A 13984-nucleotide genomic window follows, 5' to 3' on the forward strand; every position below is an offset into this window, starting at 1 on the left:
GTATTATAATAAGTTTTTTACATTTATGTGGTGTATTTGATACACACAATTATTATGTTTGTACACTAAGTAAGTTTTATGCTTACTAATGTGATAAGGTTTAGGTTTGAAGCCCCCAAACAGCGAGTGTAAGGGGGCTTTATTTTTAGCCCTGTCCCATCAAAAAGTCAAGCCAAAAACAGGCATTGTCAATTCCACTAAAAATTAGCATATTTGCACCGCGAAATACAAACGCAGGTTTGGTCCCATAGCTCAGCTGGATAGAGCAACTGCCTTCTAAGCAGTAGGTCTCAGGTTCGAATCCTGATGGGATCACTAAAAAACTAAAAAACCACTTTATTAACTTAAAGTGGTTTTTTAGTTTTTGTCTGTTGAGGCAAAAAGAGAGAGTATAAGTCGTTTACCTCATTTATATCATTTACTCAATTCTATCTTTCCGCTGTTTGATGATGTTACCTCACGGGTGTTGTTTGTATTGTAAACATTTGTGTTGATAAATAAAGGCTCACTTATATTATCCAGCTTAATGGCGGTTTGCGGTTTTGGGCCGGTTGCATAAAATTTAACGTTTTGTAAGCGTAAATGCTTTACGTTGGCCGCGCCTAAAGCCCAGGGCGCCTGTGTAGCGCCATCGGTTATGTAACGTATTGATAGGTTTTTAAAAAGAATGTTTTTATAATTATAACCGGCATCGCTATGTATGGCTATGGGGTTTTTAATGTCATCGGCTACTATATTTTCAACGGTAATATCGGTGGCGTTGTTTCCTGTATGCAGTTCAAAAATAAATGGATTATTCATGTTGTGCATTTTGAGGTTTGAAATACGGATATCTTCCAGATCGCCCTTAACTATGCCCCAACCTCCCGGCTGAATGTATATACCTGCCAGCATATTGGTACGGTTTAATTTGCCTGATGTGCGGTGCGGATATTTACCCGGACCATTAAAGTTGCAGCTTTTTACAAAAAAACCTTTTACAGGCATAATAACCCGAATGCCATTGCATGATGAATTGATAATGCAATCTTCTACCCTGAAGTTTTCCCAGAAACCGCCGGCAATGGCATCGTCACCGGTTTGCAGTTCGCATTTTTTTAACAGCACATTCCTGCCACCGCGAATGTGGATACCGTCCCATCCCTGCTGTATGTGTATGTTTTTAAAAAGTGTATTTTCCAAATTGTAAGCAAGTAGGGCATAATTGGCAGCTTTCATTATGGTAATGTTTTCAAACCGGATGTTGTTGCAATTAGCCATAATAATGGTGTGCGGCCCCCTCATGCCTTCCTCGCCTTTTGCGTTAAATACGTGTTCGCCATCAATAACTCCATCGCCTGAGATGGTGATGTTGTTTACACCTTCAGCTATGATCATCGCCTTTGTCCATACAGTGTCATACGCGCTGTTGGCATTATCTCCTGTTGAGCTTACTGTGCTGTACTTGGTAAGATCAGTTACAGGTATAAAGGAATGGTAAAGGTTTATATCAGTGGTTGCTTTTAAAACAGCCCCTTTTTTCAGGTCGATATTTACATTGCTTTTTAAATAGATGGTTGAGGTCAAAAAAATACCTTTCGGAATAACAACCGTACCGCCACCCTCGGTAAAGCATTTGCTTATGGCTTTGTTAATTATGTCGGTATTCAAAGTTTTATCATCACCCTTTGCTCCAAGATCCTGGATGTTATATCTTTTATGTTGTGCGAATGATACACAGGGCAGGATCAATAATAGCAATGCGATAATAAAGTTTTGAAAAGAAGTTCGGATGGTAAGGGCAATACAAATCATAAATCAATAGGGGTATAGTCAACAAGTTTTTCAAAACTAAAAAAAGGATCGTAAGCAGGTAGCTAAATCGTTATTTAATTTTATATTTTACTCTTTTCTATAGAACGGCAAACTATCCTGTATCAAATAAAATTCACTACCAACTGTTCCCATTCCTCCGCTAAAGATAATGCAGACCTGGTTTGCCCGGCTCTTTTATACCAGTAGTCGGCGTTCCATACATCGCCCTCTTTACGGTGCAGGTAGGCGTGTACCCATGCGGATGCCGCATCGGTTAACTGGTCAACCTGCGCGTGTGCCTGGTGCCAGTCGCCTTTAGCATCATACCAAAGGCTTTTTAACTGTACCGGCAGTGTGCCGGGCGGGTACGGTGCGCTTAGTGATGCTTTAAATTCTGCCAATGTTTTCATAAGATGTTTGTTGCGCTGACGAGCGTTATTGAACAAATATAGCATCCCTTAAATATATAACAGGCTACTATTACCTGGCGAGTAATTTTATTTGTTCTATAAAATCCGCTGCATCATAATTGCTCATTCCCTCATGGTGGTACCTGATGCTGCCTGTTTTATCGAGGATGACGGTGGTAGGTAATGTGCCGGTAAATACAGCCTCCGGAACGCCATTCAACACCTTTAAAAAAGGTACGGTATAACCTTCGTTATCGAGGAATGTACGCGCGGCTGATAGGTTTTCATCTTCATTAAAAGTCAGGAAAATGATATCGGGGTCATCCTTCAATTTATTGTACAGGCTTTGAACAGACGGAAATTCGGCCCTGCAGGGTGGGCACCACGATGCCCAGAAATTGATAAGTACAACCTTGCCTTTATAATTGGCTATATGCTGTGTCCGGCCGTTTTCATCCCGGTACAAAAAATCAATGATCTGCCGGGCGGAGCTTTCAGGCTTTTTATCAGAGATACTGGCGTTAAACATGCCTGTGCGCAATAGCTGCCGTAAAAACCACGACTTTGCAGTTGGGCTAACCAGGAGGACAAGCATTCCGGAAAGCATCAGCAAAAAAAGGCCGTTTTTCCGGAAAAACTGTTTCAGGGCCGATGCCCGCTCACTAAAACTCATTGCTTTATATTATTACCTGCATCAAATTTGACATAAATCCATCATTAATCAGCAAACATATAGGCAGTAAATAATTGTTAATGCTAAGATTACGGCAAGATACATGTGCCGGGAAAATAATAAAAGCATGAATCAGGACAATAAAACAATACTCGAAAAGGCCAATGCCGCTGTTACCGCTGGCGATAATGAAGGTTTCCTTTCCTTTTGTACCGATGATACGGTGTGGGAATTTATAGGCGATAGAACGCTGCACGGAAAAGAGGCGGTAAGGCAGTACATGTCCGAGGCTTATGTAGAACCGCCGCAGTTTATGGTTGAGCATTTGGTAGCTGAAGGTGATTATGTTATTGCCACCGGTAAAATCAGCATAAAAAATGATGAAGGCGTATTGATACATTACGCTTATTGTGATGTTTGGCGCTTACGGGATGGCAAGTTAGCTGAGTTAAAGGCTTTTGTAATTGAGCAACAGGCAGCGTAAACAATTGCCATATTTATCACTGGTAATTTTATCTTCATCCATTCATCGTTACCTTAGCTTGTAAATACACTTATAAATGAACCCTCAATTTACATCATATAAAGGTACAGGCATCCGCATGGAGCAAAGTATGCGCTGGTTTGGTCCGGCTGATCCGGTTAGTTTGGCTGATATTAAGCAGGCCGGATGTGCCGGTGTGGTAACGGCATTGCACCACATTCCAAATGGCGAGGAGTGGTCTGTTGAGGAGATCACAAAACGCCGTGAGTTGATAGCCGCTGCCGGCCTTACATGGAACGTGGTTGAAAGCCTGCCCGTGCATGAGCACATTAAAACCCAGGCGCCAGGATTTGAGGAGTTGATAGACAACTATAAAATCTCTATGTGTAACCTTGCACAATGCGGTATAAAAGTGATTACCTACAATTTTATGCCCGTGCTTGACTGGACGCGTACCGATCTGGATTACGAGGTAAAAGATGGCAGTAAAGCCCTGCGCTTTGAAAAGGCAGCCTTTATCGCTTTTGATTTGTTGATGCTGCAACGCGAGGGTGCCGAAAATGATTATACCGCTGCCGAACTGCAACGCGCCCACCAGCGCTTTGCGCAAATGAACGAGGCCGAAAAAGCGAAGCTTGCTGCAAATATTATTGCCGGTTTGCCGGGCAGCGAGGAGCATTTTACTATCGAAAATTTCAGGGATGCGCTATCAACCTATAACAATATTAATGCTGACAAGCTGCGTGCTAACCTGGTTTACTTTTTACAGGAGGTTGTACCCGTTGCCGATGAATGTGGCGTGAAGATGGTGATACACCCGGATGATCCGCCGTATGCTATTTTAGGGCTGCCGCGTGTAGTAAGCACCGCCGCCGATCTGGCGTATATTTTTAATGCCGTGCCCTCACTAAGCAACGGCCTGTGTTTCTGTACCGGGTCATTCGGTGTACGGGCTGATAATGATCTGCCCCAAATGGTGCGGCAATTTGGCAACCGGATAAATTTTTTGCACCTGCGAAACGTTAAACGGAACGAATACGGCGACTTTTTTGAGGATAACCACCTGGAGGGCGATACAGATATGTACGCGGTAATTAAAGAGGTGGTGCAGGTAATTAAAGAAAGGAATATCGCTATCCCCGTTCGCCCGGACCACGGGCACCAAATGCTGGATGATCTGTATAAAAAAGTTAACCCGGGCTACTCCGCCATAGGCAGGCTCCGTGGTTTGGCCGAAATTCGCGGACTGGAGCTGGGTATTTTACGGAGTTTGGTATAGCAAACAGGCTAAAACCTAATTTAAAGTTTGGTTATAAAATGCCCGGCTATCAGCCTCAAAAACAGTATTAACCGCATCATCAATATAAGGCATATGGCCTGATTGGTAATAGTGAGCATTAACCCGTTTTTTAAATGCGTTATTGGCTGATAGTTGCTTTAACGATGCGTTTACCGTAGCTACCGGTGTAGCCAGATCATAATAACCGGCCACTATGTTTACCTTTAGCTCTTTGTGCTTGTTAAGCAAACTGGTTAAAACAGGCAACACATTCAAATAACCACTCTCGGCATCGGGGCCGTAATTCCAGTTAGGGGTTGCTGTGGTAGCCAGGTAGGGAAGGTTGTTATGGTAATTCAACACATCCTCAACATAACCTTTAAAAGCCTGCGGAAAAACCGCCCTTAACCTCGCCGAACTTGGGTCGGCCTGGTCGGCTTCGCCGCTTGCGCGCGCGTCAAATATGCCAACACGATTGTTGTTCAAAACCAGGCGGGTAAATACATGGTCGGGTATCCTGCCGTTAAGGCGGCGTATGGTGTGTTCGGGCAGGCCGGTAATTAATCGTAATGTATCGGCAATGGGCTGTGTTATGGTATCGCCGGAGGCCAGGAAACTTTTGTAAGTAGTGTTGCCGAATGCGGTCGCCTTTTTATAAAGTTCATTAGCAGGTAACGCCTGCCACTCCGGGTTTAAGCGTTTATGATATTGCGCTGCCAGCGTGTAGCTTGGCAAGTATAGCGGGTAGGCTGCTGTGTTTTTATCCTTAAAGCTAATCAAACGGTAATTCAGCGCGGGCGAGATCAGCGTAAGGCCTGCAACCTTAATATGCTGCTCATCGCCCAAATATGCTGCCAGGCCTACGGCGCGTGCGCCGCCATAGCTTTCGCCGGTTAAAAATACGGGGCTTTGCTGTCTGTTGTTAGCGGCAAGGTATTGCTTTATAAAGTTGCCTATTATCCTGATATCTTCATGATACCCATAAAACCGGCGGGCATCGGTACCATCCGCGGGGCGACTGTATCCTGTACCAACGGGGTCAATAAATACCAGGTCGGTAAAACCGAGCCAGGTGTTTTGGTTAGGCTCATATCCGGCTTTGCCAGGCACGCTGCGCACCGGCCCGAAAGCGCCCATGTGCAGCCAGATGGATGACGAGCCGGGGCCGCCGTTAAATACAAAAGTAACCGGGCGCTGCGCTTTGCCGTTGTTTGCTTTGTACGCGGTATAAAAAATATGAGCGCCAAATTTACCATCATTTGTTTGCAGGTAACCTGCCGTAGTGGTATAGTTTAACTGTTGGCCATTAACAATAATGCTATGGTTTGATATTACGGCGTTCAACGCTTTTAAACCGGCTTTTTCGGCAAAGGTAGCATTGCGCGATGCGGCGCCCCACGAGCTGAAAAGTGTAACCGCGATGGAGGCTATCAGAACAAGCGCAGCCAGGCGAAAAAGATGTAAGTGTAGACGGGAAGAAGCGAACATGGAAAAATATCAGTAAGTTTTTATAATGCTAAATATGCTGTTTGGCAGATGCCGGGGGGAATTAACAACAGCAACACATGACCCCTTGACAAAGAGGCATTCGCATTATTGAACCTATGATATTTTGAGTAGTCATATCAGATGCAGCAAATGTAATGGGCAAAATCCATAATTCAAAATAAATCTATTAAAATTATAGACTTTGTAGAATATTGCTTTTGGGTTTTATTGCACCGTCATCAATATTTTACGTTGAAGATGATGGTTTTAAGGATGATAGCAGTATTTTAGGGCGAATTAAACTATACGGTCTAACCAATCACTTTTTATGAAATTTATTAAAGCCGGCATATTAACATTATGTGCCGTAAACACGGCGTTTGCACAAAATGCCGACCTGGTGAAGTATGTAAATACGTTGCAAGGCACCAATTCTGAACACAGGCTAACCCGGGGGAATACTTATCCTACAACGGCATTGCCCTTTGGTATGCACACCTGGACACCGCAAACCGGTAACAACGGCGATGGCTGGAAGTACCAGTACAAAAAGGAAACCATCCGCGGCTTTCAGCAGGCGCACCAATGCAGCTCGTGGACGAATGATTACTGCGTTTTTTCACTGATGCCGGTAGCCGGTAAACTGGTGGTGAATGAGGATGCCCGCGCGCTGAAGTTCAGCCATGCCAATGAGGTGGCCAAGCCAAACTATTACAAGGTTAAGTTTGATAACGGCATCACTACCGAAATATCACCATCCGAGCGTGGGGCGCACCTGCGTTTCAGCTTTACCGGCGAGGGTGATAACTTTTTGGTGCTGGATGGCTATACCGAGGAAAGCGACATCAAGATCGATATAAAAAACAAAAAGATAACCGGCTGGGTACACAACGGGCGCGGCTTAACCGATAATTTCAAGAGCTATTTCGAGGTGATATTTGATTCGCCGATAGTAGCCTGCGGTACCTGGACTAAGGAGAATGATAAGATCAATCCGTCCGAAACGGCTATCCAAGGCAAAAAGGTAGGCGTTTACGTACAGTTTAAAAGCGGTAAACGCTCGGTGCAGGCCAAGGCGGCGTCATCATACATAAGCCCCGAGCAGGCCGACCTGACACTGCAACGCGAACTGGGCAAGGATAAAAACCTGGAAGCTACCAAACTTGCCGCCCAAAAGGTATGGAACAAGCACCTGAGCCGTATTTTGGTTGAGGGCGGTACCGAGGAAGAGACAGCGACTTTTTATTCCTGCTTTTTTAGGGCGAGCCTTTTTTCGCGCCAGTTTTTTGAGTACGATAAAAATGGAAAGCCTTATTACTTTAGTCCGTATGATGGTAAGGTATACGAGGGTTATATGTATACTGATACCGGCTTTTGGGATACCTTTCGTGCGCAGTTTCCGCTAAATGCTTTAATGTACCCTAAAATGCACGGGCAATATATGCAGGCCATGCTTGCCGCTTATGATCAATGCGGATGGCTGCCGTCATGGTCATTTCCCGGCGAGGCGGGCAGCATGATCGGTAATCACGCCATATCATTATTTGCTGACGCCTGGGCAAAGGGCATCCGCACGTTCGATCCTAAAAAGGCGCTGGAAGCCTACCGCCACGAGGCATTTAACAAAGGCCCGTGGGGCCCGGCCAACGGTCGTGATGGCTGGAAGGAATATTTTGAGCTGGGCTACGTGCCTTATCCAAAATATCGCGAAGCAACAGCCAAAACTTTAGAGTATGCTTATGATGATTTTTGCGGTTACCGGTTAGCCAAAATGACCGATAACCCGTTCTATGAGGGCATCTTTGCCCGCCAGATGTATAACTACAAAAATGTATTTAACCCAACAACAGGTTTTATGCAGGGTAGGGATAACGATGGCCAGTGGTCTGCTAATTTTGACCCGATAGAGTGGGGCGGTCCGTTCACCGAAGGCGCGCCGTGGCATTGGGTATGGTCGGTTTTTCATGATATTAAGGGCTTGACCGGCCTCATCGGCAGCGACCAGAAGTTTGTAGCCAAGCTCGATTCGGTATTTACCGAACCCAATAAGTTTAAGGTAGGTACCTATGGTGGCCCGATACATGAGATGACGGAGATGGCACTCATCAACATGGGGCAGTACGCGCATGGCAATCAGCCTATACAGCACATGGCCTATTTATACAATTATGCCGGCCAGCCCTGGAAATCGCAATATCACTTGCGCAACATCATGAGCAAATTGTACAATGCGACCGAAGATGGTTATCCCGGTGATGAGGACCAGGGGCAAACATCATCATGGTACGTACTGAGCGCGCTGGGTTTATACAGCGTTTGCCCCGGAACGGATCAGTACGTGGTAGGCAGCCCGGTATTCAAAAAAGCTACCATCACGCTGGAGAACGGAAAAAAATTCGTGATCGATGCTGCCAACAACAGCCAGGCAAATGTATACATACAATCAGCCAAACTGAACGGTAAGAATCATACGCAAAACTATGTTACCTACGGTGATATTAACCAGGGTGGCACATTCAGTTTAACGATGGATAGCAAACCGAACACCTCGCGGGGTATCAGCGAGGGTGATAAGCCTTTCTCGCTATCATCAAAATAAAAAAGTCTGTAAAACAACAAAGCCTCCCGGATTATCACGGAGGCTTTGCTGCTTTATACTTACGGTTTTATACCGCTTTGGCCTTCGCTTTTTCTAAAGCGTCCTGGCCGTATTTTTTTAAATTGTCTATTAAATCCGGTGCTTTGTCTAAAACATCGTCTACTACTGAGCGGCCATTGGCGTCGCGTTTGGTTAGGTAGCTTACGCCATAAGCTACGGCTGCACCTAATGCAATAAATTTAAGTATGTTCATGGTATTTATCTGTTTGTTGCAGAGATATGTACAAGGATGATGCCATTTTATTTTGCTTCGCCCAATATTTCATCAATTACACCAAACTCTTTAGCCTCATGGGCTATCATCCAATAATCGCGGTCTGATACCTCATGCACTTTTTCATAAGTTTGGCCGCTATGCGTAGCCACAATAGTGTACAGATCCTTTTTGATCTTGGCTATTTCCCTCGCGGTAATCTCAATATCGGCCTGTGTACCCTGCACCCCTCCCGATGGCTGGTGCAGCATAACCCGAGAATGTTTGAGGGCGGCACGTTTTCCCGGTGCGCCTGAACATAGCAATACGGCCGACATGGATGCCGCCATGCCGGTGCAAATGGTTGCTACATCAGGCGATATAAAGTGCATGGTATCATAAATGCCCAGCCCGGCGTAAACCGATCCGCCCGGTGAATTGATGTACAACTGAATATCCCGTTTGGCATCGGCTGATTGCAGGAAGAGCAGTTGCGCCTGGATAATATTGGCGATCTGATCGTCAATCGCTGAGCCTAAAAAGATGATACGGTCCATCATCAACCGCGAAAAAACATCCATTTGGGCTACATTAAATTGCCGCTCCTCCATAATGTAGGGGGTGGTAGCCACCGGTAGCTGCATGGTGTTGATGTGGTTGATATAAGCATCAACCCCTGATTTTTGCACACGGCGGTGCCCTGCCGCATAACTGCGGAATTCGTTAGTGTAATTCATAATGGTGTGTGTTTACTTGAATCTTATAGGTTTGTCATTTCGACGAGGTACGAGGAGAAATCTGTTGCTTTGTAATGAACGCAGACAGATTTCTCGCTATCGCTCGAAATGACAAAATATTTTATTGTTTGGGTTACTTAAAAAGCCCTATCACCCGCTTAGCGAACGTGCTATGCTGTTTACTATTAAAAAGTGTTTGATGTACCGTGTCTATCTCGGCACGTAATTGCTCGCGGCTGTATTGTTTAATCAATTCAACGGCCTGTCGCTGTGCATTAACATTAGTAAGCATATTTTGGTCAAGCAGCATACGGGCTTCAAAAAGCAGCTTATCGCCGGTTGGTAGTTGGCCGGTGAGGTACTCCTCGGTAAGTTTAATGTTATTCAATAAAGTCCGCATACTGTAGTGATTTTTGTTTAACGGTATCGCGCACTTTTTCGAGGCACTTATATTTTTGTACGGTGGCCGAGCGCGCACCCGCATAGCCGAATGTAGTGGCTATCTCCTCCGCGTCCAGCTTATCATAATAAAAAGCCTTCAGCATATCCATACACTTTTTGCCGGCTGTAGCCAGGTAGGTCAGTATCTTATTAGTTGATGGTTGTGCTGCATCTTCACAGTTGGTAAAGTCAGCATCGTTATTTAAAGGCGCCTGTTTGCTTTTGTTACGATAGCGTTGCAGCCACATATTGCGGGCTGTACCATACAGGTAGCCATTTTCAGTAGTGCTGATGGTGTTATCGTTTACCAGTACCTTTTCATAATAAGCTATCAGCGCATCCTGAAAAACATCCTTAGCCTCATCAAAGCTGCCACCCATTTTACTTACATAGGCCGCCACCGCCGGAAAGGCGCTTTGATACAGGCTGCCGAAAAGCTGCTCCCGGTTTTGAGCTGTGTTATTGAACGCTGCCATATTTTCGCTTTTTATAATGATGTGTAAATTACCGGCCAACTATCACCCGCTAATTTAATTTTTTTTGACCGGCATTTAATTCGCTGCCCGCACTATGCCCGTTATTTTACATTTAATTTAACAATAGTTGCTTAATATTGCATGTTGAAAAAGCAGGACACCATCACACCATTGCTCCTCCATAAATGAAAAAACTTACTGAACAGAATGCCGCGCGGTACACCCTTGTGTTTATAGCCATCACCTTTGTTGTGCGAATACTTATAGCAGCCTACACCGGTTTGGGCATTGGCGAATCATACTACTTTCGTGGTGCTTTGAGCCTTGAGCTAAGTTACTTTGACCAACCGCCCTTGTTTTTTTGGCTAAGCTGGTTGAGCATAAAGGTATTAGGTTTGAGTACGTTCGCGCTCCGTTTTCCGGCGGTAATATTGTTCGCGGGTACAAGCTGGTTCTTGTTTTTGTTGTCGCGAAAGTTGTTTAATGCCAAGGCCGGTTTTTGGGCAGTTGCCATCATGAATTTGAGCGCGGTATTTACCGTGGCCATTGCCTGCTGGTTTCAGCCCGATGCGCCGTTAATGTTCTTTTGGATGGCGGCGGCATACTATATAGCCCGCGTAATGGATATTAACCAGGATCAGGCCTCATCGCGCAACGCATATATGGGATGGCTTTGGGTTGGGGTATTGATGGGTTTGGCTACGCTGAGCAAGTACCATGTGCTTTTCCTGTTCGCGGGTGTGTTTATGTTTGTGGTAGCTAACAAAAATCAGCGCCACTGGCTGCGCCACCCGGGGCCGTACCTGGCTGTGCTGTTAACGTTGATCATCGCCTTCCCGGTTATCTGGTGGAACTATAAAAACGACTGGGCATCATTCGTTTTCCAGGGCTCACGCGCGGGCGATGGCGGTGAATTTAAACTGCACCCCGAATGGTTTTTACGCAGCATTGGCGGGCAGGCCTTGTGGCTGCTGCCATGGGTTTGGGTGCCCATCATCAGGCAATTCATCCGTTCGTATAAGGAGCGTAATACTTCTTTATCATACAGCTTTGTTTTCTGGACATCGGTATTGCCTATCGTATTCTTTACCGTGGTTACCCTTTGGGCCGACTTGCAATACCATTTTCACTGGCAGGCACCCGGCTACATGATGCTGTTTATGCCTTTGGGCTATGTTATCGACAAAAATTTGAACGGCGAGCCTAAACAAGCCCGCTCTACACGCCGCTGGCTGCGGTTCTCAACCGGGTTTACAGTTATTGTTATTACGGTATTGAGCTTGCACATGGTAACCGGTTTTTGGCAAAGCTACGGCCCTAAATGGATAGTAGGCCTGGCCGGTGATACCGACGACCCGACCATACAAGGAATCGACTATGATGATATTTACAAGCGCTTTGAAAAAGAAGGCTGGTTTAATAACGACCACCTGTTTGCAGGTGCGCCACGCTGGTGGCTAACCGGTAAGGTTGACTGGGCGCTAAAAGGCAAAAAAGATATTATCTGCTTTAATAACGATCCGCGAAATATGGCTTTTCTGGTTGATCCTAACAAGTTAAAGGGGTACGATTGCGTAGTAATAGGCCAGCGCCACCAGGTAAATGTAGATAATGATGTAAAACCGTTTTTTGATTCGGTTGAGCAACTGCCTGATATTGCCATTATGCGTAACGGGGTGGATGAATTACACCTGCAGGTATACTATTGCAAAAATTTCCATGTACCGGCACAGGAGCGTAATGATTTGCCGCTGTACAAACAGTTGACAGGCAGGCCGCCGTTTGGGAAGTAGACCCCTCCCAACCCTCCCCGAGGGGGAGGGCTTTTACATATTTGAGGAGTGATGGTAAAAGGGTTTATCATATTGCCAAAAACATTTAATGCCTTACTCGGCAAATTACGCTACTTTGGTTTTTTATTAACCTTTGCTAAAAAATGCGATACACAAAAGTAAAATCCATTTTCTCACTTCTTTTTGTGCTGATATTGCCTGTAGCTTTGCGCGCGCAATCAAACAATAGTGCATCAGGCAGTAACCTCAATAAATTGCAGCAGCAGTTTGTTGACCTCCGTTTCGGTATGTTCATCCACTTTAACATGCCAACATACTGGAATGCCGACTGGCCTGACCCGGAAGCTTCGCCCGCGCTGTTCAATCCTAAAAAACTGAATGCCGATCAGTGGGCCAAGGCGGCTAAGTCAGCCAACATGACTTATGGTTGCTTAACCACCAAGCACCACAGCGGTTTTTGTATTTGGGATACCAAAAGCACCGATTATAGCGTGATGAACAGTCCGTACAAAAAGGACGTGGTAAAGCAATTTACTGATGCCTTCCGTGCCAACGGCTTAAAGGTGATGCTGTATTACTCTATTTTAGATACGCACCACAAGATTCGCCCGCACCAGATTGAGCCGCAGGATATCGAGATGATCAAAACCCAGTTGACCGAGCTTTTAACTAAATATGGTAAGATTGAAGCCCTGATTATTGATGGCTGGGATGCGCCATGGTCGCGTATATCATATGACGATGTGCCGTTTGAAGATATTTATAACCTGATTAAAAAACTACAGCCCGAGTGTTTAGTGATGGATTTGAACGGTGCCAAATATCCGGGTGATGGTTTGTATTATACTGATATAAAGACTTACGAAATGGGAGCAGGCCAGCGCATGGCTAAGGATGTTAAGCGTATGCCAACCCTGGCTTGTTTGCCAATAAACAGTGCCTGGTTCTGGAAAGAGGATTTCCCGACCGTGCCGGTGCGTGAGCCGCAAAAAATAGTAAACGAACTGATCAAACCCCTGAACGAGGCAAGCTGTAACTTCATCCTGAACGTTGCGCCAAACCGCGATGGCCTGATTGACGATAATGCCCTGGCCAGCCTGAAAGAGGTAGGCAAGTTGTGGAAGAACGACGGCCCTACTACCAAACTTTCGCCGTTGGAAGACCCGATCATTGCCAGCAATATCGCTAAAAACGCGCCCGCCAACTCAAGCTGGAGCGATGACATGAACATAATGGATTTTGCCAATGATGATGATTATGGCTCATCATGGCAATCAAACCCGCGTGTAAAGGAGCCCTGGTTCGAGATTGATTTTAAGAAGGACAGGTCATTCAACACCATCGTGGTATTCGAGTCAAAAGCCAACATCAACAAATACAAACTGCAATACTGGGATGGCGCCGCCTGGAAACAGATATTCAGCGGAGATAATGCCGAGCGTGTAAAACTCCATCGTTTTGCCCGCGTTTGGGGCAGCAAAGTGCGCATCCAGATAGAAGGCTCTAAAGAAAACCCATCAATAGCCGAATTCCAGGTTTTTGATGAAAGGAGATAGA

13 protein-coding genes and 1 tRNA gene are annotated in these 13984 nt (G+C 45.5%); 6 read left to right on the forward strand and 8 right to left on the reverse strand.

The window, feature by feature from the left end; genetic code table 11:
• Positions 1-241: 241 nt before the first annotated feature.
• Positions 242-315 (forward strand) — tRNA-Arg (locus LJ707_RS13590).
• A 99-nt stretch (positions 316-414) separates the two neighbouring features.
• Here the strand turns inward: LJ707_RS13590 and LJ707_RS13595 are convergent.
• The 3 genes from LJ707_RS13595 to LJ707_RS13605 form a co-directional block, all read right to left on the reverse strand.
• Entirely contained in the window at positions 415-1794 is a 1380-nt protein-coding gene (locus tag LJ707_RS13595) for a glycoside hydrolase family 28 protein (protein WP_228951852.1), read from the reverse strand.
• 122 nt (positions 1795-1916) lie between these two features.
• Positions 1917-2204: a hypothetical protein gene (locus tag LJ707_RS13600; protein WP_228951854.1), complete on the reverse strand. Its 288-nt coding sequence runs from the start codon at positions 2202-2204 to the stop codon at positions 1917-1919.
• A gap of 70 nt (positions 2205-2274) precedes the next feature.
• Complete coding sequence (locus LJ707_RS13605) at positions 2275-2877, reverse strand: TlpA disulfide reductase family protein (protein ID WP_228951856.1); 603 nt, start codon at positions 2875-2877, stop codon at positions 2275-2277.
• A gap of 127 nt (positions 2878-3004) precedes the next feature.
• Between LJ707_RS13605 and LJ707_RS13610 the strand changes: the two genes are divergently transcribed.
• Both LJ707_RS13610 and uxuA read left to right on the forward strand, forming a co-directional pair.
• On the forward strand, positions 3005-3361 hold the full coding sequence (locus tag LJ707_RS13610; RefSeq protein ID WP_228951859.1) for a nuclear transport factor 2 family protein: 357 nt from the start codon (positions 3005-3007) through the stop codon (positions 3359-3361).
• Between the two features lie 76 nt (positions 3362-3437).
• Positions 3438-4640, forward strand: coding sequence for a mannonate dehydratase (gene uxuA, locus LJ707_RS13615; protein ID WP_228951862.1), 1203 nt, complete (start codon positions 3438-3440; stop codon positions 4638-4640).
• A gap of 15 nt (positions 4641-4655) precedes the next feature.
• On the opposite strand, the gene LJ707_RS13620 is transcribed toward uxuA, so the two are convergent.
• Positions 4656-6128 carry a S10 family peptidase gene (locus LJ707_RS13620; RefSeq protein ID WP_228951864.1) on the reverse strand — a complete coding sequence of 491 codons (1473 nt, stop codon included), beginning with the start codon at positions 6126-6128 and terminating at the stop codon, positions 4656-4658.
• 328 nt (positions 6129-6456) lie between these two features.
• Here LJ707_RS13620 and LJ707_RS13625 point away from each other — a divergent pair, with 328 nt between their 5' ends.
• On the forward strand, positions 6457-8727 hold the full coding sequence (locus LJ707_RS13625; protein WP_228951866.1) for a GH92 family glycosyl hydrolase: 2271 nt from the start codon (positions 6457-6459) through the stop codon (positions 8725-8727).
• Between the two features lie 67 nt (positions 8728-8794).
• On the opposite strand, the gene LJ707_RS13630 is transcribed toward LJ707_RS13625, so the two are convergent.
• The 4 genes from LJ707_RS13630 to LJ707_RS13645 all read right to left on the reverse strand — a co-directional run bounded on the left by LJ707_RS13630 (position 8795) and on the right by LJ707_RS13645 (position 10634).
• Positions 8795-8980 carry a YtxH domain-containing protein gene (locus tag LJ707_RS13630; RefSeq protein ID WP_228951868.1) on the reverse strand — a complete coding sequence of 62 codons (186 nt, stop codon included), beginning with the start codon at positions 8978-8980 and terminating at the stop codon, positions 8795-8797.
• A gap of 47 nt (positions 8981-9027) precedes the next feature.
• A complete protein-coding gene (locus LJ707_RS13635; protein WP_255678923.1) occupies positions 9028-9717 on the reverse strand; it encodes an ATP-dependent Clp protease proteolytic subunit in 690 nt (229 codons plus the stop codon).
• 133 nt (positions 9718-9850) lie between these two features.
• Positions 9851-10117 (reverse strand): hypothetical protein, encoded by a 267-nt coding sequence (locus tag LJ707_RS13640; protein WP_228951870.1) that lies wholly within the window; start codon positions 10115-10117, stop codon positions 9851-9853.
• Complete coding sequence (locus LJ707_RS13645; protein WP_228951872.1) at positions 10098-10634, reverse strand: RNA polymerase sigma factor; 537 nt, start codon at positions 10632-10634, stop codon at positions 10098-10100. Before LJ707_RS13645 ends, LJ707_RS13640 begins: the two co-directional genes overlap by 20 nt.
• Positions 10635-10819: 185 nt before the next feature.
• Between LJ707_RS13645 and LJ707_RS13650 the strand changes: the two genes are divergently transcribed.
• Complete coding sequence (locus tag LJ707_RS13650) at positions 10820-12427, forward strand: glycosyltransferase family 39 protein (protein WP_228951873.1); 1608 nt, start codon at positions 10820-10822, stop codon at positions 12425-12427.
• A 143-nt stretch (positions 12428-12570) separates the two neighbouring features.
• Positions 12571-13983, forward strand: coding sequence for an alpha-L-fucosidase (locus LJ707_RS13655; protein WP_228951874.1), 1413 nt, complete (start codon positions 12571-12573; stop codon positions 13981-13983).
• Position 13984: the final 1 nt, after the last annotated feature.

The sequence above is a fragment of the Mucilaginibacter sp. UR6-1 genome, from assembly GCF_020880975.1.
Taxonomy (GTDB): Bacteria; Bacteroidota; Bacteroidia; order Sphingobacteriales; family Sphingobacteriaceae; genus Mucilaginibacter.